The organism is Quyinboa mangrovi, from assembly GCF_042219825.1.
In the GTDB taxonomy this organism is placed as follows: Bacteria; Bacteroidota; Bacteroidia; order Bacteroidales; family UBA5342; genus JBHJHP01.
In genome coordinates this window covers 1-25958 of the sequence record NZ_JBHJHQ010000010.1, presented here as the reverse complement: position 1 = coordinate 25958, position 25958 = coordinate 1, and the positions used below count along the sequence as shown (strand labels likewise).

The following is a 25958-nucleotide window of genomic DNA, read 5'->3' as shown; positions in this document are numbered from 1 at the left end:
AGTTTAAACAGGTATATACAATAATTCAATTAGTAAATGTAAATACTATCTGTTAAAAACGCAAACAATTGAAAAAATTGATTTTATACATGTAAATAGGCTTTAACAGTAATATTTGCTGTCTCTTATGTTTTTGTATGTATTCACCCGGTGAATAATCAAATTAATATTCCGTCTTATCTTTTTTGGTATTCCATTGCTCAAAAACGGGCAGGGCCTCTTCACGAAGCATTTTTATAAACTTAATTTTTCTGTCAGAAATTGGTTTATCGAGTTCTTCATAAATAAAACGGTCATCGAATCCGATTTTTGCTGCATCGGTTTTAGAGGCAGCATAGTAAACTACATCGGGCCTTGCCCAGTAAATGGCACCCAAACACATGGGACAGGGTTCACAGGACGTATATATCTTACATCCTTCCAGCTGAAACGAGTTCAGCTTCTGACAGGCTTCCCGAATAGCGACTATTTCAGCATGGGCCGTAGGGTCGTTGGTCGAAGTTACCCTGTTATGACTTTCCACAATTATTTCATCGCCTTTAACGATAACACAACCAAACGGGCCGCCGGCATTGGCATCCATTCCCTCTTTTGCCTTTTCTATCGCTCTTTGCATAAACTGTTTATCAGCTTCAGTCATGATTATAATTTGTCGTGTGATTTTCTTATTTCGAAGTTACAAAATATTAGTCAACGGGTGAATAATAGTAGCTTTTGTTAGATTCTCCCGGGGACTAATCTACAATAAAAAACAGGCTTCCAACGGAAACCTGTTTTTATTAGATTTATAAGAAATTATAATTCGTAATTCCTTTGTGATCCGTAGCTTTATGCGAAGGATTCATTCTTTCGTAATTCATAATTAATTAGTTAGCCAGCCATGGCTTTTGGAATAATCAAGCATTTGCTGTACGTAACCATCCGTATAACTAATTTCCACATCTGTAATCTTACCGTCTTTCTCAATGAGTTTATAAGCTGGATTAATAAAGCCGCCATATGGAGCCAGGTTCAGTTTGGCATAACGTTCTTTGACCTCTTTTAATAAATGCTGATCAACTTTTACGCCATAGGTTTCTACCAGATCTTTAGCTCCTGCATAATCTCCTGTTGATTTTATTTTCTGAATCAGAGCCAAAAGGTCTCCCAGCAGTTTATGCATTTGTTTATAATCGTTGATCTTTAAGTAGGTTTTCCCGTCACGCTCAAGTTTTTCAACCACATTGTTATCTTTCCCATGTTCATATACCCAGCTTGCAATTAACTGACGGTTACGCATGTGTGATTCTTCAATGTTGTCGCCCAAATTAATACGGGTAAGCTGGGTCATTAATCCGTTGCGGATATAAGAATCGTATTCGGCTTCAAATGCATCTTTATTCGGAAGCAATCCAAGCTCCACCAGTTTAGGATCAGCCATAAAATACAGACCAAACAAATCGGCGCGGGCTTCTTCAATGGTAGCACCATATGCTTTCAGTTCGTCGCCGGCAACTCCCGGTAATAACTGACCCGAACCGTGCCCCAGGCATTCATGCAGGTCGGTATGCAGGTTTCCTGTCAAAAATCCATATTTCTCAACCCGATCTATTTCAGCCTGATCATACGCAAATTCCTGCAGGAAACCATCTCCTTTTGCCGACTGGTCGTAGGCATAAGTAATATTTTCAAGCGTTACCGATTTTGAACCATATTCCTTACGAATCCAGTCCGCATTTGGCAGGTTAATACCAATGGGCGTTGCCGGATAACAGTCTCCGCCCAACATGGCAGCTGTAATCACTTTTGCAGAAACACCTTTTACCTTTTTCTTTTTAAACTGGTCATCAACAGGGGAATGATCTTCGAACCACTGGGCATTGCTGCTGATGATCTCGGTGCGGTGTGTGGCTTCCAGATCTTTAAAGTTAACAACGCTTTCCCAGCTTGCTTTCAATCCAAGTGGATCGCCATAGGTTTCAATAAAACCGTTTACAAAATCAACACGCGACTGTTGATCTTTTAACCAGGCTACATTGTATTTGTCAAATGTCTTCAGATCACCTGTTTTATAGAACTCAATCAGCAGGTTGATCACATTCTTTTGGTCGTCATTTTCAGCTACAGTTGCAGCTTTTTCCAGCCACATAACAATATGTTTGATAGCCGGGCCGTATTTCCCGTCAATCTTCCATACGTCTTCTTTTATCTTTCCGTTTTCCTTGACCAGCGTAGAATTCAAACCGTAAGAAACTGGTTCTTTATCGTTCGGGTCCTTCATTTGCGCATAAAACTCTTCTACGTCGTCCTGCGACAAATCACCTTCGTAATAATTATTGGCAGATGCTTTTATAAGATCCTGTCCTTCTGCAAGACTTACACGTTTCTTAGCTATGTTTGGGTCAAATATAACCGGAACCAGAGTTTTCAATAATTCTTCATTTACCATCGGAAGTTTGTCACTGGGTAGTTCGTTTACCTGTGTCACGAAAAAATTCTGACTGAAACCCGGTTTAAACTTATCCATGGAGTAGTGGTGGTGTATTCCGTTAGAGAACCAAACCCGTTTAAGATAGATCACAAAGTTTTTATAATCGTCGCTTTCCTTATCGCCGGTGTAATTTTCATAAATTGCCTCAAGCGTCTGACGAATAGGAAGGTTGTATTTGTAATTCTGATCAAAAAGAATATCTCTTCCTTCAATAGCAGCCTGGCTCAGATAATAGACCAGTTCTTTCTGTTTCAGGCTCAGATTATCAAAACCCGGCACTTTGTAGCGCATGATTTTGAGATCAGCAAATTTCTCAACATTGTAATTAAATGTGTCGTTTTTCGTTTCGTTTACTTTTTTATCTGTACATCCGTTCATTATAAAAACGCTTAAAAGTGAAGTTAAAATCAAGAGTCTCATATTAGTGTGTGTTTGTGTTAGTCATTTTTATTTCTTGGATCCAGCATTTCTTCAAATTCCCACTTTCCTCTTCTGAATTTAAAACCATCATAACTGAAGTCTGAACCGTAATACTGATACTGTCCTTCCAGTTCCGGTTTTGCAGGACTTAAATGATCAAAAATGATGCGTTTGTAATCGGGATCATACACCAGTACCATTGAACCTGTGCCGGAAAAATTGAATACCACACGTTTCTGAGTTCCTCTGTCCATTTTAAAAACAGATGCTCCGAGAACAGGTTCATTGTTTGGTTTAAAAAGCAGGACATCTATAACTTTTCTGGCCACGACATTATTATGTCCATCCCATCCCAGCAACGTATAATATGTTTTTTTACGTTTTGTTTTTACGATCACGGCATAATAGAGGCATCCGTACCATTCATCCGGTTTCAGCACTTCATTTACAGGAATATCATTTCGTGTGTCTTTTAAAACTGTAAGTTGTATCCCATTATCTGTTTTGTGCTGAATAATACATCCGTAGTGGTATAGCAGATCGTCCCCCTGATAATTCCATGAATAAACATTAAGTTTGCCATCGCTTGCCGCTATCTTTCCCAAATGTTCCACCTGTGGTTTGACCGCAAACGATTGGGGCTGGTTTAAAAACGATGACAGAAGAAATTCTACTGAATCGCTTGCGGCCTTTTTCTGTACACCCGTTGCCTCTGATCCAAGCACCTTAAATTGTCTGTTTAAATCAGTGTCAAACGGTGACTGGGCAAATAATGAATGTATACAGAAAAATATTACAGCTGTTTGGGTCAACCGTAAAACTTTGTGAAATGTCATATTAAAAAATTATTCAATCGCGTAGGGTTCGTATTTATCGTACTCCACAACAAAGGATTTATCGTAGCCCATTTTTTTATACTTCTCAAGAGCCACCTCGGCTTCATCCTTAGTCAGGTATTTGCCTATACAATATCTAAACAGTTTATCCTCAAGCTGAAACTCCATGATCCCGGTCAGTGGTGCAAAGAAATCTTTATATACAGGATATTTAAAAGCCGAAAGCTGAATGGTATAAACCACAACTTCTCCTTTTATGACGCTACTTTTGTTCACTTTGGTTTCTGTCTTCTTTTCTGTGGACTTTTCTTCCACCACATTCTGCCAAACCTTATTTTTTATGATTTTCCGTGATGAAACCACAAAAGCATCCGGATATCCTTTTTTTCTGATATCTTCAATTGCCGTACGTGCTGCCTGGTAGTTTGGATACCTTCCGTAATAATATTTATATAAACCATCATCATTCTTTTTGGACCATACACCTTCCAGGCCTTTGAAAAATGAGGTTGGCACTTCCTTCGATAATGCTTTGATTTGAATGGTAAAGAATTCGGCATCTACAGGTTTCGTTACCTTATCCTGCGCCGTTAATGCCTGGGTGAAGGATATAACAACAGCAATAATAAACATTAAAACTCCTGTTTTTTTCATTTCAATAATTTTGAGGGTTTTCTAATCTACAATTACAATAATTTCAATGCGTCGGTTTACCTCATGTTCAGCATCTGTACAATCTACTCCATCTTTACAATGGTTCAAAATGTAGCGTTCTCCATATCCTCTGGCAACAATCCTGTTAGAATTGATGCCTCGCTGAACCAGATAAGCTTTGGCATTATCAGCTCGTTTTTGTGACAATTCAAGGTTGTAATCCAGATCTCCCTGAGAGTCGGTATGAGCATTCAAACGCAACCGAATATTGGGTTTTGATTTGAGGTATTCATACCAGCGTTCCAGAATTTTCTTTGCATCGTACGACAATTCGTAGCTGTTCAATGCAAATTTAAGTTTATTTTGGGGAATGGTGATGGTTTGCGTCTCTTCAATTACAGGGATGATATTTATATCGGTGTAAGCTGAGTTCAGATTAATGAAATCCTCGCCCTTCAAAGTACGTTCATAGGGCTCGTATTTCCCCTTAGCTCTTGCTGATACATGAATGTCTGTTGTCGGATCAATCATTGAGCGTTCAATTTTAAAGCCTGTTTTACCCAGCTCATCGGTAACACCTTCAAATAAGAGTGAATTATCCGATTCATCAGTCATTACAACTACAACTTCCGGAATCGGTACTCCTGAAAGGGCATTGGAAACCTGAACGGCCATGTCAACAACCGGAATTTCTTCAACTTCAGGAACTGTGTCAATCACTTCAATACTGGCAGTATCTTCTACAATTTCTTTGGGTTCTTCATACATAATGCGGTAAATATTATCGTATCTGCCACCTGTTGTCCTGTTGGAAGAAAGGTATCCTTCTTTGGTGTTTTCAGGATTCACGACGTATGAAAAATCATCAAAACGACTGTTTATACCGTATTTCATATTAACGATTTCCTTGTCTTTTGATTTCAGATCAACTTTGTATACATCAAGTCCACCGTAACCCGGATAACCATTTGAAGCGAAATAAAATATATTGTCTGATGACACGAAAGGGAACAGCTCATCGCCACTGGTGTTAACAACGGTAAGATTCTGCGGTGCCAGCCAGTAAGAACCGGATTTTCTTGAAAAATAGATGTCTTTTCCACCTTTGCCGCCGGGCTTATCTGATACAAAATACAATGTATCCCCGGTTATGCTCAGTGCCGGATGAGCACAACTGTAGCTGTTGTCGTTATTAAATGGAAGTGGAAAGCCTTGCTGCCACATGCCTGATTTATAGTCGGACCTGTAGATTTTTAATACTGTTTGTTCCTGCGGAAGTTTGACAACCTTTGTAAAGTACATGGTTTTATAATCCGGTGTAAACGTAACGGCTCCAATATGATAATCAGATTTCAGGTTCTCAGAGAATAAAACCGGACGTCCGATTTCTCCATTATTTATGACCGGAGAATAATACAGATTCAAAAATTCCAGTCCTTTAAGGTCTACTTTTTTTTCGGAATTCAGGTTGGAATGATAATCCAGTACATTGGCATCATTGGATGATGATGAAAACACGATTCCTCCCTGGTAATACTGCACCCCAAATGACTGACCAAAGGTATTGATATCTGTCTTTTTAACGGAGTAAGATGACGTGTCGTTTGTCCTGCTTTTCATCCAGTTGATCTGTTCTATGTAATGATCCGGGATAGTTGATTCAGTGTCTGCCTGAAAAAATGTTTTAGCTTTATCGTAATCGCCCTGAAGGAAAAGCAACTTTCCATATGTAATGCGGTCTTCACCTTTTAAATTTGATTCTCCTGCAAGTTCAAAATTCTTTTTTGCATTCTCAAAATCATTCAGGAAATAATAACAGTTTGCCATACGGATAGCTGTCTCCGGATCAACACGCTGTCCCTCTTCTTCAGATTTATATTTTTCGTATAAAATGACCGCCTTGCTGTAATTTTCCTGTTTATAGGCTTTGTCTGCTTGTTTAAGGTCCTTATTCCCAAAAAGAAAACTAAATGAGATTAAAAAAATATATATCAGTGAGCCTGTTTTCATTCCTGTTGTATTATACTAACATGTAAATATACCAATTTTTAAAAATACCTGATACTCTTAACTCCCTGAGAAGCGGGTGCTTTACCGATATGTAAATCTTCAAGATCAATTCTCAGGCTTATTTCGTGTGAACCGTACGATACTTTACTAAGTTTCGTTATAGGGTAGTCAAACGAGTATCCAACATAAAGTTGTTCCCAAACCCTTACCTCGGTTGCAAATATGATATCAGAACCTGTTCTGAAGATAAGTCCCACGGAACCCCAATCCTTGTAAAAACCATGTACTCCCAGATCAAACGTCAGCGGAGCACCATATATTGTTTTCATCAACAGGGTTGGCTTAATCTTATAGTCATTATCAACATCAATTACATAACCTCCATACAGAAACATATGCATGGTTTTAAAGCTGAAAGATGTTTTGATGGATTCGGTATTGGCTTCAGGTGAATGGGTCAGCATTTTTGGCATGGAGAAACCGGCAAAATATTTATCGCTGTACAGAAAAGCACCTACGCCAACATTGGGTCTGAAATAGCCGTTGGCATATTTTTCGAAAACCGGATCATTGGCAGAATTCAGGTTCAGTGATGCTGCATCAAACTGTAGCGAACTAAATCCCAGCTGTAAACCCATGGATAATTTCAAATCGCGTGTAATATTGACTGCATATGCTGATGCTACTGCCAGATCGACATTGGAATTCAAACCTATACTTTCTGACATGACCACAAGACCTGCAGAAAGATTATTTACCGGAACCGGTCCGTGGAAGTTAAACCCTAAAGTTTTAGGACTTGCTCCGAATCCTGCCCATTGATTTCTGTAGTTCATCAATCCGCTGTATGTGCCGCGGCTTCCGGTGTAGCCCGGATTAATAAGCCCTTGCATATTGACATACTGCGTATATTGTTGAAAATCCTGCGCAAAGGTCAGGCTGGTCATCAGCCCAAGCGTTACAACAAAAAGAATTCGTTTTATTGTTCTATGCATTTTTTTATTGTGATTACCAGTCATATTCAACAAAACTTAATCATATTTTACCTATCATATACAAGTGCACAGAAGTACTTTTTGTCTGTTAGTTGTATTCTGCTCAAATGTGGCAAAATATTTTATATTATCTAAGAATCCTGTTATAATACTTTTCGTTAAAAATACAGATGATTTAAACTTAACTGCATCTGCCATTCATATGTTAAAATGTTCTTTTTAGCCTTCCTTTATTCTGCCGGCAAACACTTCTATGCAGATTGTGCTTTTTTAACCAGCTGAAATACAGTTGACTTAAAGAATTTTAGGACATGTGATATTTAAGATATTATACAAGTAGATTAAGTTTAAATGTTATCATATTATTAAGCAATGTGCGTAATAATGTAACAAATGTACTAATTTGTTATAAATATCTTTAAATATAATGTTAAAAAAAGTTTGATTTTTTAACTAATACGGTCAGAATTCCGTATCATTTCATGAATTTCATCAGTTAGTTCATCTTCATTCAGCAGAGTTTCTACCGGAATATGCATTCTGTAGCGCCAGTAATGCCTCGAATATTCAGGTTTGTTGATCCGCTCTGCATGTGGATCAGGATAACGCAGTCGCTCATTGATGGATAACCAGTCCTGTAGCGGAAGAATGGTCAGTGCTGAACCAGCCTGAAGGTTTACTTCGATGATTTTTTTACATAGCCATCCCGGACAATCAGCAAATGTTTGCACATCTTCATGGCATAATAAATTCACCATTCGTTTACCTTTTTCAGGGTCATATTTCCACACGCCACGTAATGTCGGAGTATCGTGTGTAGAGGTCGTGCAAACGGAATAGTATTTGAACCAACGGGGATCAGAAAACTCAATGGTGTTTATTTTTGGCATATTCTGAATATCCAGTGTCAGTATATTCAGCTGATTCATTACTTCAGGTACATTATCAGGTATCATTCCAAGATCTTCACCACAAACCAGCATATTAGTAGTATGAATGAGACGCGGCAGTTTTTCCAGTGCTTTATCTTTCCAGAACTGATTATGACGTTTATAGAAAAAGTCATTATAAAGCAGCATGAGATTATGTTTCACATCATCGGCAAGACGGTGAAATTTTCTGGTCCGCTGTAATTCTATGCGAGGATGATAGTACCCTTTCTGTCTCTCGTCTTCCATGAACAGAACATCACAGATAACATCACGGAGTTTGTATATGATATTATCATCCACAATGCCAAGTTCATGACATTTACTGAACAGCTGTCTGGTTTCGTTATGTTCTTCTTTAAGGTAATACAGATCGCCTTCCTGTTCAAAAAAATGTTCAAGGATCTCATCCGTATAATCTCCAAAAATATACGATTCGTATTTATAAACATGAGGTGTACACCACCATTTGGGGTCAAAAGGAAGTTTGTTGAACCATAAATCTTCTGTAGTATATGGAAGGGCAGGACTAAAGTGTCCCATTAATCCTTCCTGGAATCTGAACGGAATTTCCCAGATACGGAAAAAGCCTAGAATATGATCGATGCGGTATGCATCGAAGTAATCGGCCATTTTTCTGAAACGATTCTGCCACCATTCATAATCATCCTTCTTCATTTGCTCCCAGTCGTAGGTTGGGAAACCCCAGTTTTGTCCCACAGTCGAGAAATAATCCGGTGGGGCACCTGTTTGCTGGTTAAAATGAAACAGTTCAGGAGACGCCCAGGCATCTACACTTTCACGGTTTATTCCAATTGGAATATCGCCTTTTAAAGCAACGCCATGGTTATGTAAATATTCAATAGATGATGCAAGTTGTTTATCAAGATGATATTGTATGAAAACATAAAACATAGCATCGCACATTTCAATTTCTCCTGATTCACAGCATTTATCAAGCATCTCTTCGGAATACTCTGCATGCTGGCCCCATTGCCTGAAATCCGTTGTTTTATACCGGTCTCTCAAGCAACAGAATAGGGCATATGCCTTAACCCAGAATCCGTTTTTTTCAAGGAAAAACTGAAAATCCTTGTCCTGTTCAAGACTCCCTTTGTGAAAATCAAACGCCTTGTGAAGATATTCCATTTTTAAATCCAGCACAGCTTCAAAGTCAATTTCAGCAAAAGCGTTCAATTCTTTTTTCTTATTTTTAAGAAAAGATAATGCCGTGTTATCGTGCTTAAAAAGTTCGTCAAGGTTGATGTAAATAGGATTCAGGGCATAAACAGAAATTGCATTATATGGATATGAATCGGTCCAGTCAAACTTTGAAATGGTATCGTTGATAGGAAGGATCTGGATCAGGTTCATTCCTGTTTTTGCCACCCAGTCTCCAAAGGTTTTTAAATCGTTAAACTCACCTATTCCCAGTCCTGATTCTGTACGGATTGAAAATACTGGAATGGCTATACCACTGCCCTTCCACGGGGATGAGAATCTGAAACCTGAATCCCCTTTGAGAATACAATTCTGGTTCTTTACAGTCAGTTTCCTGTTTTCTCCTGCTTCCCACTCAACGATGCGTTTGCTTTGCAGGTCGTAAACTGCATATTTATATTCTATAGAACCGGTTTTAGGCATCTTGGCGAATCCACCAAACCAATTCGCAAATTCAGCACTTTCCAGTAACAGTGGTTTGTATTGATCCCAGTTGCCGAGTTCCGGAATATTTCCCGTTACACAAATTTTATATCCATTTTTAACGCGGGGAACACTGATCTGGAAATAGATTCCGTCTGCAATGTTATTTTTTAAGGATCCTGAAAGATCATCTTTTTTGAAAATCGCATTTTTAGAAATGGAACGGTATAAAATACTGTCGTCGGTATCAGGACTAAGCCACTGATCATAAATATAAATATCGTTTTTACCTTCTGCAGTAAAATATCTCTTAACAGGCTCCTTTTTGCTGATGCCGTCTGAAGTCAGGAGAATATACTGATAGTTAATCAGCAAATTTTGTTTAACAGTTGTATTTAAAGTCCACAGGCCATTGGGATTATAAACTAAAGGTATTTTTTCACGGTTCTCTGAGCCGTTAAAGTTTCCTTCTACAAATAGTTGTTCTCCCCATTGAGTATTATAGTGGATTGCAATAAATACATTCAGCATAAAAAATTAGTTTAATTACCTTTTTTTGTTTTTCGCATTTTGGCGTATCTGGGCCTGCTGTTGTTTCTGCATGTTAGCCAGTCTCTCCTGAAACTTGGATTTTTTTGCAGGTTTCTTTTTATTCGCTTCGAGTTTTGCAAGAAGCGCATCTTCATCAACAAAACGTCTCATTATGAAAGTTTGCCCTACAGTGATTAATGTTGAAAGGAAATAGTAGTAGCTCAAACCTGCTGAGTAGTTGTTAAAGAAGAAAAGAAACATAACCGGCATCATGTACATCATGGTTTTCATACCAGGCATCTGATTGGTTGATGCGGTCATTTCTGAGTTTATCTTGGTGTAAAACACATTTACGATAGCCATTAACAGGGTAAATAAACTTACGTGATTTCCATAAATATTTGATAAAACAGGAATCTGCGTTTGCCATGAGAAAATCGAGTCGTAAGATGCGAGGTCCTTTGCCCAGAGGAAACTTTCCTGACGTAACTCAATAGAAGCAGGAAAGAAGTAGAACATTGCCACTAATATAGGAAATTGAAATACCATTGGCAAACATCCGCCCATCGGACTTACACCTACTTTTCGGTAAAGTGCCATGGTAGCCTGTTGTCGCTCCATGGCTTTATCCTTTGGAATTTTTTTATTTATCTCATCAATCTGCGGTTTCAATACACGCATTTTGGCAGTTGAGATATAAGACTTAAAAGTGAACGGGAAGATGATCAGTTTAATAAACACTGTCAGTATCAGAATGATTATACCATAATTGGCAATGTGTTTGTTCAATATATCAAATACGTTAATGACCACATATTTGTTGAACCAACTAACAACCGGCCATCCCAGATTGACAACTTTCTGAAGTTCGTATCCCGTTTTCTGTAAAATTTTATAATTATTCGGGCCAAAATAGTATTTAAAATTAATGTCCTGTGAAACCGGGATGGAAAGATCTGATGTCATATTGAACAGATAGCCATCCACGTTTTCAAGCTTTTCAAGATTGACATTTGCAGAGGTAAAGAAGTTATCTGCTATAAGTACTGAAGAGAAAAACTGATCTTTATAACCAACCCATTTCACACGGGTAGTAAGTGTTTCTTCTGAAGATTTATTTCCTGATATATGTTCTACGTCATTCTGGTAATATTTATAATATAATCCTGAGTAACGGGTTTCAAAGGTCGCACCTTTTTCATTCTGACGCATGAATACCTGCCAGTGCAAATCGAAATTACTGACTGAACGCGGCAGGATTTTATCCACACCGTCCACCTTGAAGCTATAATTTACCAGGTAATCTTCAGGAGCCAGGGTATAAATATTACTGATGGAACGGCCATCACCCAAATCAGCTGTCAGTACGATTTTTTGAGTTCCGTCTGATAATGTATTGTTTTCAGTAACTTTGAAATAAATATCTTTTGTGGAAATTTGCCTGTTTGTTTGCGTGAAAAAGCTGAACCCGAATTCAGAATCATCGCCGTCAAATAATACCAGAGGCTTTTTGTCGTATGTCAGAAAATCCTTAAGTACCACCGAATATACACGTCCTCCCAGGGTTGACAGTTTTATATCGAGATATTTATTTTCGAGTGTGATAAACTCTTCGTCACCTGTCATCACAGGAGCAAAATCACCATAAAGTTCTGCTGTGTTTGCGGTTGTATTTCCGTTATCGTTTACAGTGCTTACAATTGAATCGTTTTGAGCCGGATATATCGCTGATTCGGCAGCACTGTTTAAACGTTGTTGTTCCTGCTGCACATGGGCAATGGAATCCCTTTGATGTTGAATTCTGTCCAGTTCTTCCTGAGATGGTTTATTATAAAAGTAAAATGCAACTAATATTAATCCAATTAAACTGAATCCAATTAAATTATTTCTATCCATGATTTTTGATTATTCTTCTTTTAATGCTGCTTTAATGAAACCTTTGAAAAGCGGGTGCGGATTTACAACAGTACTGCGATATTCCGGATGGAACTGTACCCCAACAAACCATTTATGTTCTGGTAATTCAACAATCTCCACAAGGTCTGTATCAGGGTTGATCCCAACTGCTTTCATTCCGTTATTTTCAAATGTTTCAAGATATTCGCTGTTAAATTCGTATCTGTGTCTGTGCCTCTCGTATATGGTAGATTCGCCGTAAACTTCATGTACTTTGCTTCCGTTCAGGAGGCTGCATTCATAAGCTCCCAAACGCATAGTTCCACCCATTTCAGAAACACCCTTTTGTTCTTCCATCAGGTCAATTACGGGATATTTTGTATTGTAATCCATTTCGGTTGAATTGGCATCTTCAAATTTGAGTACATTTTGTGCAAATTCGATAACCGCACATTGCATACCTAAGCAAATTCCTAAAAACGGCACGTTGTTTTCGCGGGCATATTTACATGCCAGAATTTTCCCTTCAATTCCCCTATGACCGAATCCCGGTGCAACCAGTATGCCGTCCATGCCTTTCAGTGTTTCATCCATGTTGCTTTCATTCAGCTTTTCAGAATGGATCAATTGAAGTTTTAATTTACGGTCATTATATGCAGCTGCATGTATCAGCGATTCAATGATTGATTTATAGGCATCTGCCAGTTCAACATATTTACCTACCAAACCAATCTTAACGGTTTTCTGCGCTTTTTTGAGTTTAGAAAGGAACGCTTTCCATTCCCGGAGTTTGGCTTCGCCTTCAGCAGGCAGTCCAAGCTTCTCGAGCACGGTAGTATCCAAACCTTCTTCCTGCATTTTTACTGGAACCTCATAAATTGTAGGCACATCAATACTCTGGATGACCGATTTTTGATCGACATTACAAAATAAAGATACTTTACGTCTGATATCAGGGGTAAGTTCATGTTCAGTTCGCAATACCAAAATATCAGGTTGAACTCCTTCTTCGAGCAACGCTTTAACAGAGTGCTGGGTTGGTTTTGTTTTTAGTTCCCCGGATGCCGCCAGGTATGGTACATAAGTTAAATGAATAACCAGGCTGTTTTTCCCGAGTTCCCAACGCAACTGACGAACAGATTCAATATAAGGTAATGATTCGATGTCACCAACAGTACCTCCAATTTCGGTGATCACAAAATCAAATTGCTTTTTGCTTCCCAGCAATTTGATATTTCGTTTTATTTCGTCTGTAATATGAGGAATAATCTGAACCGTCTTTCCCAAAAAGTCACCACGCCTTTCCTTGTTGATGACATTCTGATATACACGGCCAGTGGTAATGTTATTTGCCTGAGTGGTTGAAATATTCAGAAACCGTTCGTAGTGCCCAAGGTCAAGATCCGTCTCGGCACCATCAACGGTAACATAACATTCCCCGTGCTCGTAAGGGTTAAGTGTTCCCGGATCAACATTAATATAAGGATCAAGCTTTTGAATAGTAACTTTATACCCTCTTGCCTGCAATAACTTACCTAATGATGCTGATATAATTCCTTTTCCGAGTGAAGAAGTAACACCCCCTGTGACAAAAATATATTTTGTATCCACTTTAAACCTAGATTTTGAATTTAAATTCGTTTCGTTTTAAAGTCCACAAAAATAGTAATAAAAACCGAATTAAAAGGTTGGATTTTTTAGTATTACGTGTGATGTTGAATTTATATGGATTTTAACGTTTTACCTTCCTCTGGTTTGGAGGGAGTTACAACGGTTCAACAGGTCTTTTGGTGCTGGCTGTTTAATTTATGAAAACGTTTTCATATATTTGTGGATAGTCTTAAATCTGTACATATTAAATTTAATGATAGATAATTAAGACTTTAAAATTGATATTGCAAAAATCTCGTTAGCAAACTTTTGTTACATGAATACCGTCTGTAAAAAAATATCTTTCATTTTTAATCTGATTGTTCTTGTTAGCCTTCCGGCTTTGGGCATATCAGAGCCTGTAGAACTTAGGTGTGAAATGCTTGAAAATCCAATTGGAATAGATGTTAAAAATCCAGAATTAAGCTGGAAGATTATTTCTGAAGAAAGATCTGTGTATCAGATTTCTTATCGTATACTTGTGGCATCTTCCGAAGAAAGACTGGATAATAATATTGGCGATCTGTGGGATTCGGGTGACGTGAAATCGGATCAATCGCACCTGGTGCAATATAAAGGAGCGGAATTAAAAAGCAGGAAAGATTGTTACTGGAAGGTAAAGGTTATAACCAATAAAGGGGAATCGGAATGGAGTGAAACAGCTTACTGGTCGATGGGGCTTTTGCATTATAAAGACTGGTATGGCAGATGGATCGGGTTTGATTATGCATTCCCATGGGATGATGATAGTTTCCATTCACGCCTGTCGGCTCGCTACCTGCGTAAAGTGTTTAAGGCTGATCAACCGGTAAAGCAGGCTAAGGTATATTTGATGGGGCTGGGAATGTATGAGCTTTATTTTAACGGGAATCGAATTGGAAATCAGGTTTTGGCTCCGGCACCAACAGATTATCATGAAAATATAAAGTATAATGTGTTTGACGTCACCAGTGCTTTAAATGAAGGTGAAAATGCAGTGGGTGTGATTCTTGGAAACGGGAGATATCATACGATGCGACAACACTATAAGCCGTATAAGATAAAGAATTTTGGATTTCCTAAATTATTACTACAGCTGGAAATTGAATATGCCGATGGTTCAAAACAGATTATCAAAACAGATAATTCATGGAAAGGTACTGCAAACGGACCACTCATCACCAATAATGAATACGATGGCGAAGAATATGATGCGCGTAAAGAAATACCCGGCTGGAGTACTGTGAATTTTAATGACAACGGTTGGATCCAGGTTGACTATGTGGATCAGCCCGATGGTAAATATGAAGCACAGATGAATCCGAATATGAAGGTTATGGAAACAATTAAACCTGTTGGGATCACAAAACTTTCTGGTGGTAAATATATTCTGGACATGGGGCAGAATATGGTAGGATGGTTGAAAATAAGGGTAGAAGGTAATGCAGGAGAAAAGGTGAAGTTGCGGTTTGCTGAAATTCTGAATGACAAGGGTGAAATAGCGACTGAAAATCTTAGGGATGCCATGTGTACTGATATTTATACGCTGAAAGGCAATGGAATTGAAGAGTGGGCGCCGCGTTTTGTATATCACGGTTTCAGGTATGTTGAAATTACAGGTTTTCCCGGTGTCCCCACGGTTGATGATTTTCTTGGAGAAGTGGTTTATGATGCAATTCCTCAGGCCGGATCTTTTACAACGTCAAATTCTTTAATAAATAAAATCTATAAAAATGCCACCTGGAGCATAAAGGGTAACTATAAAGGCATGCCGGTAGATTGTCCCCAGAGAAACGAACGTCAGCCCTGGTTGGGCGACAGGTCTACAGGATGCTATGGAGAAAGTTTTGTTTACGATAACTCAACCTTGTACACAAAATGGGTGGATGATATAGGGTATGCGCAAAAAAGTGACGGTACTATACCTGATGTGGCACCGGCGTTCTGGCGGTATTATAGCGACAACATGACCTGGCCCGGAACTTACCTGATGGTAGCTGATATGCTTTACAGGCAGTATGGCGACACAGAACCTTTGATAACTCATTATGCCTCAATGAAAAGTTGGTTGGACTATATGAAGGACCGCTATATGACCGAAGATTATATTCTTACAAAAGATAGTTACGGCGATTGGTGCGCACCACCTGCAACCATTGAGCAAGGCAGAGGTAAAAGTGCCAATGTGAAGCATCCCAGCAAACTTATATCAACGGCTTATTACTATTATTACTCCGGTTTAATGCAGAAATTTGCCCGAATAACCGGATGTGATGATGATATGGAATATTATTCAAATCTGGCCGAAAAGATAAAGGCCGGGTTTAATCAGGTGTTTTTCAGGGAAGATCAGATGGGATACGGCGATAATACGCTCACCGATAATCTGCTGGCCCTACAGTTTGGTTTGGTTCCTGAGAATAAACGGGATGATGTATTGAATACAATTGTTACTGTTATTCAGGTAAAAAACGATGGACATTTAAGTACGGGCCTTATTGGAACCCAGTGGCTGATGCGGACATTATCAGAAAATGGCAGAAGTGATCTGGCGTACCGGATCGCCACCAATAAAACATATCCGGGCTGGGGCTACATGGTTGAAAACGGAGCTACTACGATTTGGGAATTGTGGAATGGAAATACGGCTGCACCTAATATGAATTCGTATAATCATGTAATGATGCTGGGCGATTTGATCATCTGGTTTTATGAAAACCTGGCAGGAATTAAGTCTGATCCGGAGGATCCGGGTTTCAAAAACATTATTATGAAACCAGAACTGCAGGATGGATTGGATTATGTGAATGCAAGCTACGAATCACCGTATGGTAAAATAAAAAGTAATTGGACAAGAAGTAAGCAAAAATTTACCTGGAACATTACGGTTCCGGCTAATTCCGGTGCCCGGATCTATGTGCCGGCAAAATCGTTGAATTCTATAAAAGAAGGTAAGGATAAAATTACTGAAAATAAGGAGGTAAAAGTTGTGGAATTTAATGATAACAGGGCTCTGCTGGAAATAAGTTCAGGAGAATACAGGTTTGAGTCAAAATTATAAGTTGTAAATAAATCAGAATAAATTATATAACAGATGACACCGAATTTTAAAACCCCATTGCGTGGAATTGTACCTCCGTTGGTGACGCCATTAATTGATAATGATACGCTGGATGTCAAAGGACTGGAAACCCTTATTGAAAGGGTTATTGCAGGCGGAGTTCACGGTATATTTATTTTAGGAACTACAGGTGAATTCGCCAGTTTATCATACAAAATAAGAGAAGAATTAATAAAGCTGACATGCAGGTTTGTCGATGGTCGCCTCCCTGTGTTGGTAGGTATATCTGATTCGGCTTTTACCGAAAGTCTGAATCTGGCAAAAAAGGCAGCCCAATATGGCGCAGATGCAGTTGTTATCACACCGCCATATTATTTCGAGGCCAGTCAACCTGAATTGCTGGAATACCTTGAGCGTATTATGAAACAGATGCCTTTGCCACTGTTTATTTATAATATGCCGGTTCATACCAAGGTTATGTTTGCACCTCAAACCGTCAGATCTGCCGCAGATATTCCGGGAATTGTCGGGATGAAAGATAGTTCGGCTAATCTTGCGTACTTTAATCAGATTAACTATTTACTGAAAGACCGACCCGGGTTTACATTTATGGTGGGAACCGAAGAGTTAATTTCACAGTTTGTTTTGCTTAACGGTCACGGCGGTGTAACCGGTGGTGCCAATATGTTTCCGAAGCTTTATGTTGACCTTTATAATGCTTCCGTAGAAAGGGATTTTGAAAGAATACTGCCTCTACACGAAAAAGTAATGCAAATCAGTACCACGATTTATAATGTAGGGAAATATGGCTCAAGTTATTTGAAAGGTTTGAAATGTGCATTAAATGTATTAGGTGTTTGCAGCGATTTTATGGCCGAACCTTTTCACCGGTTTAAGGAACCGGAGCGTGACAGGATAATACTAGCGTTAGAGGAACTGAATTATAAAGATTTACGTTAAAAGGTATCGCTTTAAAGGAGTTGTAGATGAGTAAATTAGATATTTTTATTTTCATAGCATATTTATTGGGTATTGTTTTATTTGGCCTGTCGTTTTATCGTAAAAACAAAACATCATCATCATTTACGCTTGGAAATAAAAGCCTGCCTTCGTGGGTAATTTCATTGTCAATATTTGCAACGTTTGTAAGCAGTATCAGTTATCTGGCATTGCCCGGACAGGCTTATTTAACTAACTGGAATGCATTTGCATTTAGCCTGTCTATACCTTTTGCTTCATTTATGGCGGTGAAATTTTTTGTACCGCTCTACCGGTCTGTGAATAGTCCGTCTGCATATACCTATCTGGAACAGCGTTTTGGGCCGTGGGCAAAGACCTACGTTTCTGTGATGTATTTATTGACCCAGTTAATGCGGGCCGGGACCATATTATTTTTGTTGGGAATTCTCTTACATACATTACTGAATTGGAATATTTCTACAATTATCATAGTTACAGGATTCAGTGTGATGATTTATTCATTGCTTGGAGGTATTCAGGCGGTTGTTTGGACCGATGCCATTCAGGCGATCATCTTAATTGCCGGTGCAGTAATAACAGTTATTACAATCATGGTAAAAATGCCGGAAGGTCCGTCGCAAATATTCGAAATTGCAGCGCAAAATGATAAGTTCAGTCTGGGAAGTTTTGGCCTGAGTCTGAAAAATTCAACTTTTTGGGTCGTACTTATCTACGGTATATTTATTAATCTTCAGAACTACGGGATTGACCAGAATTATATTCAGCGGTACATGACGTCGGGTTCAGATAAAGAGGCCAAAAATTCAGCATTGTTTGGTGGGCTGCTGTATGTACCAGTATCTGCACTTTTCTTTTTTATAGGAACAGCGCTGTTTGCATATTACAAGGCCAGTCCTGGTTTACTTCCTGATGGGATACAGGCAGATAAGGTTTTTCCTCATTTTATTGTGAACCAGTTACCAGTCGGGTTAACCGGATTTTTAATCGCATCAGTATTTGCAGCTGGTATGAGCACAATTTCGACAAGTATAAATAGTTCGGCGACTGTTATTTTAACCGATTTTTTTAAACTCTCCGGGACAGATCCGAAAAACAATAAACGTTCCATGCGAATATTATACATGGCGTCATTCATTTTCAGTGTATTGGGAATTGGTGTGGCTGTTGCCATGATTAACGTTCAAAGTGCCTTGGACGCCTGGTGGAAACTGGCATCTATCTTTAGTGGTGGTATGCTTGGCCTGTTTTTGCTGGGTTATATTTCAAAACGTGTTACCAATGTTTCGGCCATAGCCGGAGTCATAGCCGGGGTCATTATGATTGCATGGATGAGTCTGTCCCCATTGGTTTTCCCCGGTACGCCGTTTGAAAAATTCACAAATCACCTTCATAGTTATTTATCCATTGTATTGGGTACAATTGTAATTTTTATTACCGGTTTTTTATTCACATTTTTGAAATTATCCTCAAAAAAATGATGCATTGTTGTTTAATAATCTGACACAATAGCCATTAAAATTTTATGAAAACGATATCATTTATTATGTAATTATTTTTCATAAAGCAGGATGTTATACAACATAATTTGCGTGCGTATTATTGAATTCTGAAAATATGTTTTGTAATATAAAAATGTCGAATAATTTATATTATCAGTATTTGATTTTTGTTGTATTTTATAGTTTGTTAACATTGTAAGTGTCAGTTATTCAGTAATTAGTGGTTTTGGGCGAGGTGTTTTATAGTATAAAGTGTTCCCGGCATAATATTTTGATAATATAAACTAAATACAGATGGGTTTTAATATAGGCTCATAAATTTGTTTTTTTTTATGGAAACGTTTACATTTGAAAAGTTTTTCTCTGTATAAAATGTGAAAATCACTTTGGAATTAACAGATTAAAACGGGGGTGTATTATATAAAATAATCTGATAATATATTTTAAAAGAGGAGGTTAGGCGTTTTGAGAAGAACTTTTAATCCTGTACTATTTGATTGAAAATAATCGGTACAGGCAATTTAAGAAAATCCCGAATTTATTTAACTAATATATTGATTAATCCAATTTCTAACTAAAATTTAGTGCATATGAAGAAAATCGACATCAAATTGTATGTTATGGCTTGTATGCTTCTGGTAACAAGCCTGAGTTTTGGTCAGTTAAAGTTTGGAGATAGATCTTCAGTTGGTCAGACACTTACGGTAGATAACAGCACCGGAGTTTCTGTTCTTGATCTTAGCTTCAACACTGACAAATCTGTAAGTTCTATGGTTTTGAATGCAGACAGTGCTGCAGAAGGTAAAACCTATTATGACATTAGTATACAGAAGTGTACAACGAACAAAGGATTCCAGGTAAAGGTTTTTGATGAATCTGATGCTGCAGTTTATAACAGCGATTTTGAATGCAGAGATTATAATAATTATCGTAATCCAGTTCGCGTTGCAAGTATTGATTCACTGGTATCCATACTGGATGCTTTTGCAGTTAATGATCCTTCAACAACAAAGTCAAGGCAATTACCTGCGCATTGTTTATTTGATCAGGCTGATGATGATCAGGCTTTTGGTGCCTGGCCCGGCAAACTCAAAAAGGTCGAATATGGGTATCATGTAAAATTTAATGGACTCTCTGTTGATAGTGACATTACGTTTAGTATTGATACTTATGATGAAGGGAATACCGGGCAGACTGCTTCTTATGAACTGACCGTTTATATTGGGGGTACAGGTGATGCAAATCTTGTGGCCACGGTTCCTGACTTTTATGTAACTGGCAGTGGGGTGAAAAATGTTTCACTGGCAGCTGATGCAGGTATTCAGGTTTCAGAATTTACAAACGCAGATTTATACTGGTTTCTGACCACAACAGGAACGGGAACTGCCATTGCCGATGATTCCTTTGATCCTGTTATTGTTTTCGACGATTTGAAAGTTGTTTACAATTCACCTGCATGGATTATGCCTCCTGCCGGTATTCAGGGGAATGCAATTTTACATGATGCAAGAAGAGGTGATGCCGGTGTTGAAACAACATTTGCTATTCCTTTACAGACTAAAAACAGAATATCAAGCCTGACGATTACAAACGATCTGCAGGATAACACACAGACTCCACTTTTCACATTTTTGGCAACGGGTGCTTTGAAAGCAAAAGATGCCAGTGGTGATTATACTGTGGATGTTCCTTATACATTTGAAGAAGGAACTTATGATTCAGGTTCTGGTTTATGGGGGAAATCAAAAATTACTGTTGATGCCCCTGTAGAAGTAACCAGTGACACATTAATGTTCTACTTGAAAGCAACTCCGGTTGAAGGTATGGCTCAAGTTGGCAGACTGGAGCTGGATTGCGGGACTAGAATCTGGTTAGATGTATCCATTGCCGATCAATCTGCACCAATATTAATGCATTCGTATCCCTTTGACAGCAATATGGATGATGCTGTTGGAAATGTTGATGGTGTAGTGAACGGAAATGCATCCGTGGCAGGAGGAGCATTAGTACTGGATGAAAATGGAGATTATTTATCATTTGATGGTAGTGCACTCGATTTGAATTCCTATACTGCTATTACCACAGAATATATTTTCAAAGGTTCAACAACGGCTAATACAGGCTGGACCTGGACAAGCTACTTTGGAGGTAATGCAGGAACCGATGCATTTTATACTGCTTTAAGTCATTGGGGTAGAGAAATGCGTACAACCTACTCAGGTCAGGAAATTTTAAGAAATGATGTTTACCAGAATGATGGTAATTTACACCACATTGTTTCTATCTTAACTAAAGACTCGTTACTGCTATACCGTGATGGTGTACGTTATGATCAAAGAGCCATTACTAATGGATTCACAATTGATGTGGCGCAAAACTACTTAGGTAAAGGATCAGATGCATGGGCAGATCCAACATGGCAGGGATTAATTTACGAATTTAATATTTATGATGGTGTATTAACTCCGGATGAGATTAAAGCACATACAGATGCATTTACGGCAACGTTATCGGATTTATCAAGCGATGCTGGGACTTTACTTCCTGATTTTGGTTCGCTGACAACTACATATGTTCTAAGCATTCCTGCAGGAACTGCATCTGTTAATTTGTCAGCTACAGCATCTATGTCTGAAGCAACGGTAAGCGGGGCAGGAGAATTTACGATAGAAAGTGATCCTGATACTGCAGTAATCAACGTGGTTTCTCCAAATGGTGAAATTTCACAGGATTACACTGTTTACACTATGGTAGAAGGTGGGGATTGTTTTACACCAATGTATAATCTTGAAAATCTTGTCCCAGATCCGGAATTGACTAACATTTCTATGTTTAACGGATGGGGTAACAGATCTATTTTATATGGGCCGGAAGCTTATTGCGGACCAAGTAGTGGTAAGGTTGTAGGCAATAACGGTGGATCAATTGATGTTGGTTTGGCAGATGTGCTGAAGCCAAATACAAAATATGTTGTACGTGCTATGGTTAAAGCAGTGGGTTCAGGTCAATGCCAGATAGGTATTGGAGGAAATATTCTTAATCCTGATCCGTTTGAAACCAGATCAACAACTAATGATCAGTGGGAAGAAATCAATGTTACATTCACTACTCAGGCAACTATTCCTGGTGGTGCTGTAATGTACTTCAATAACTACGGTTTAAACAATACTTTATGTTATATCGATAACTGGGAATTATATGAAGCACCTGTCTCTGTAGCTTATGTTAATGAAGATCAGGGTATGGCATCAACCAATCAGGTGGATTATGATCCGATTGTTCAGATGATGAAGATGGATCCGAATTTTGACATTGACGTCATGGTAATTGCCGCGGATTCTGTTGTGGATCTTTCCGGTTACGATATGGTCGTTGTTCAAGAAACATTTAGTTCTGGTGCTGCAATTTACAAACCAGGTGGCGTATTAGGTCTTGAAAACATCAATGTACCATTTATTTATAATAAAGCTTATGCGTTGAGAAATGGTTTAGCAATTACTGATGCAACAGATCCAAAACCTGCAGCAGTTGATCCAGGATTCTTACCGTATCTGAGCGTTTCTACTGATAATCAGTCAAACCCATTGTTTACAGGAATTACATTTGATGGTGATTCAGTATTATTATTCAAAGAAGGGGCTGCGGACGATGGTAGTGCTGGTTCAAAAGCAATGCAATATGTTACAAATCTTGACATTGTTGGCCCGGGTAATGTTGCAAACGATACTTCTATGTTAGGTTTAATAACCGGAATAACAGATGCAACTGCAAAAGTTTGTGTAAACATTATTCCTGCAGGAACTCTCATTGGAGAACAGGATACTATTAAAGCACAGATGATTGCGATATCTCAAAACTACGGTGCTATTTGTAAAGATGGCAACATGACAGATGCTAACCTTACAATGTGGAGAAATGCGTTCTATGTGGCTGCAGGTTTAGAGGTACCGACAGACCCAATAGTGAACACTGCAGATGTTGATCTGTCTGTAGCTGAGGGTATGGTAGCTAAAGATTCAGGTAATGGTTCATTCCAGGTTACAGTTCCGAAGGGTACTACATCTGTTGACCTGATGGCTGATGTGACCGGAATAGGTGCCAAACTTCCTGTGATCGACGGATTATCTGATGGCATGAATGCAGAATACGATATGTATGTGTATACAATCGGTATGGATTCTGTATTATTTAAAGTATATGTACATGTACAGTCTGAGGTAGAAATTCTGTATGTATCAGCTTCTTCAGGTGTATATGCAAATGCGAAAGCCTTTGATACAAATGTTTATGATGCATTGGTTGAAGGTGGTTATTCTGTAACATTCGCCAAAAAAGGTGCTATTTTTGAATGGACACCTGATGGTATTGTACCGTTTGACTACACACCTTATGCCGGCATGGTGATTGGTGGCGGAGAAAGTTCGTCCAATGTGAATGACTATGCAAAACGCAACTATCCGATACCTTGTGTTAGCATGCAGAATGACGGACCTAAAAATAACAAGTGGGGATGGGTGAATGACAAGAAAGCTACAGAGTTTGCTAAATTCAGTGATTTCACTGTTGAAACAGCTCAGATGAAGATTCTTGACAATATGCATCCTATTACTGCAGATTATGACGTTGACCAGCTTATTACATGGTCTGATGGTACACCTGATTCAGCTGACTGGCCAAAAGAGGTTAAGTCGTACAACCTGAGTGACAGTATTCCTGGTGCTATACCACTGGCAACGTTCAATGAAGCTTCTCTTTATCCAACGATGTGGGCTGTTCCTATGGGATCTGATGTACGTTCTATGAATGGAGATTATGATACATACGAACATGTAACAACTACAAGTAATGTTGTATTGTTGTATGCATTTAACGATGGTTTATTGTATATGACTGACGACTTTAAACCATTGTTACTGAATTCATTGGATTGGGCACTGAAATATACTACTCCAATCGTTAAGGATGGTGTTTATTATAATATCATTCAGAAGAATTCAGGTCTTGTATTTGGTGCGGATACTGATCCGGTGACTCAACCTGCAGTTATGACTCCTACAGGTGCTGACGATCAGTTATTCCAGTTTATACCTGTTGCCGGTAAATTGAATACTTATAATATTCAAAATAAAGCAGGCATGTACTTAAGTAAGGCAGGTACAAATAACTGGACTACACTTCTTACAGAAAGTACAAACGGATTACTTTCAGAATGGATTTTGAACGGATCCGATCTGTCAAGTATCACTTTACAATTGGTTGATAACCTTGAAAACATTGGTGTAGCAAAAAGTTATCTGAGTACAGATGATGTAACCAGTGGTTCAAATCTGTATTGTGACAAGCCGGCTCAGGCTGTTGGAAGTAATGGTGAGTTTATGTTGGAAGCTGTAATAGTTCCGTTAACATTACATCACTCATATCCATTTGATGATGGTACCGCAAGGGATGTAATAGCCGGAGCAGATGGTGTTTTGCAAGGTGATGCATCTGTTGCAGATGGTGTTGTAACACTTTCAGGAAGCGGTTTTGTATCATTACCTGGTAAGGAAATCAATGTGCCGGTATATAAAGGTTTAACCTTTGAATCGGTATTCACTCAGACTGCTGGTCTCGACGGATTTACCGTTCTGTGCAATTTTGGTCAGACAAGTGGTACAGTTGGTGCTAACTATATAATTTGTCAGCCAACCAGAAATGACGGTGACCAGAGTAGAGTTTCAATCTCTTGTCTGAATACCAGTGACCCATGGAATACAGAAAATGGTGTTATGGGTAATGAAATCAAAGATACCCAAACACACCATGTCGTAGTCGTTGTTACTGCGGACTCTATTAAGTATTACATGGATGGTGTAAAAATTGGTTCCGATGCATTAACCGGTGATAACTCCCTGGCAAATGTTAGCGCTGATACAGCGTACATTGGTAAATCTGTTTATTCAGGTGATCCATTATGGAATGGTACAGTAGACCTGTTGAATATTTACGAAGGTGAGATGGATGCAGCTACTGTTGCTGCCAGAGCAGATGAACTCATTCCAAAACCAAAACAGGTTGCTTACGTACAGAAAGAAGGCAAAACTGTAGTCTCTACAGCAGCCGATCCATATAATGATCCGATCGTGGAAATGCTGAATGCAGATGATAACTTTGAAGTAACAGTTATTCAGCTGGCAGCAGACGGTACCACAGATCTTAGTGGATACGATGTTGTAGTAGCACAGGAAACCTTTGGTTCAGGAGATGCTGTATGGAAACCAGGTAATGTACTTGGACTTTCTGATATTCCTGTTCCGTTTGTATATAATAAAGTATATGCATTGAAGGATGGTAAAGCTTTCAGTGGAGGAGCCACAGGAGGCGTAGCAGAAGTAGCAGATTCTCCGTATCTGGTAGTTGATCC

General features: G+C 38.7%; 13 protein-coding genes. 4 read left to right on the top strand and 9 right to left on the bottom strand.

Annotated features, from left to right (window positions below):
• Nucleotides 1-163: 163 nt before the first annotated feature.
• From ACE1ET_RS18815 to ACE1ET_RS18775, 9 genes are all read right to left on the bottom strand, one after another.
• Nucleotides 164-640 (bottom strand): nucleoside deaminase, encoded by a 477-nt coding sequence (locus ACE1ET_RS18815; RefSeq protein WP_375729972.1) that lies wholly within the window; start codon nt 638-640, stop codon nt 164-166.
• 222 nt (nt 641-862) lie between these two features.
• Entirely contained in the window at nt 863-2890 is a 2028-nt protein-coding gene (locus tag ACE1ET_RS18810) for a dipeptidyl-peptidase 3 family protein (protein WP_375729971.1), read from the bottom strand.
• A gap of 17 nt (nt 2891-2907) precedes the next feature.
• Nucleotides 2908-3726: a hypothetical protein gene (locus ACE1ET_RS18805; protein WP_375729970.1), complete on the bottom strand. Its 819-nt coding sequence runs from the start codon at nt 3724-3726 to the stop codon at nt 2908-2910.
• A gap of 9 nt (nt 3727-3735) precedes the next feature.
• Nucleotides 3736-4380: an SPOR domain-containing protein gene (locus tag ACE1ET_RS18800; protein ID WP_375729969.1), complete on the bottom strand. Its 645-nt coding sequence runs from the start codon at nt 4378-4380 to the stop codon at nt 3736-3738.
• 21 nt (nt 4381-4401) lie between these two features.
• Nucleotides 4402-6390 (bottom strand): OmpA family protein, encoded by a 1989-nt coding sequence (locus ACE1ET_RS18795; RefSeq protein WP_375729968.1) that lies wholly within the window; start codon nt 6388-6390, stop codon nt 4402-4404.
• 38 nt (nt 6391-6428) lie between these two features.
• Nucleotides 6429-7385 (bottom strand): PorP/SprF family type IX secretion system membrane protein, encoded by a 957-nt coding sequence (locus tag ACE1ET_RS18790; protein ID WP_375729967.1) that lies wholly within the window; start codon nt 7383-7385, stop codon nt 6429-6431.
• A 449-nt stretch (nt 7386-7834) separates the two neighbouring features.
• Nucleotides 7835-10489 (bottom strand): 4-alpha-glucanotransferase, encoded by a 2655-nt coding sequence (locus ACE1ET_RS18785; protein WP_375729966.1) that lies wholly within the window; start codon nt 10487-10489, stop codon nt 7835-7837.
• 15 nt (nt 10490-10504) lie between these two features.
• On the bottom strand, nt 10505-12385 hold the full coding sequence (gene yidC / locus ACE1ET_RS18780) for a membrane protein insertase YidC (RefSeq protein ID WP_375729965.1): 1881 nt from the start codon (nt 12383-12385) through the stop codon (nt 10505-10507).
• Nucleotides 12386-12394: 9 nt separating this feature from the next.
• The gene (locus ACE1ET_RS18775) at nt 12395-13996 is read right to left on the bottom strand and encodes a CTP synthase (RefSeq protein WP_375729964.1); all 1602 of its coding nucleotides are present in this window, start codon (nt 13994-13996) and stop codon (nt 12395-12397) included.
• A 316-nt stretch (nt 13997-14312) separates the two neighbouring features.
• Between ACE1ET_RS18775 and ACE1ET_RS18770 the strand changes: the two genes are divergently transcribed.
• From ACE1ET_RS18770 to ACE1ET_RS18755, 4 genes are all read left to right on the top strand, one after another.
• Nucleotides 14313-17075 (top strand): alpha-L-rhamnosidase, encoded by a 2763-nt coding sequence (locus ACE1ET_RS18770; protein WP_375729963.1) that lies wholly within the window; start codon nt 14313-14315, stop codon nt 17073-17075.
• Nucleotides 17076-17108: 33 nt separating this feature from the next.
• Nucleotides 17109-18035 (top strand): dihydrodipicolinate synthase family protein, encoded by a 927-nt coding sequence (locus tag ACE1ET_RS18765; RefSeq protein ID WP_375729962.1) that lies wholly within the window; start codon nt 17109-17111, stop codon nt 18033-18035.
• A 26-nt stretch (nt 18036-18061) separates the two neighbouring features.
• Complete coding sequence (locus tag ACE1ET_RS18760; RefSeq protein WP_375729961.1) at nt 18062-19534, top strand: sodium:solute symporter family protein; 1473 nt, start codon at nt 18062-18064, stop codon at nt 19532-19534.
• A gap of 611 nt (nt 19535-20145) precedes the next feature.
• Nucleotides 20146-25958: LamG-like jellyroll fold domain-containing protein (locus ACE1ET_RS18755; RefSeq protein WP_375729960.1), on the top strand; the 5813-nt coding region annotated here is incomplete at its 3' end.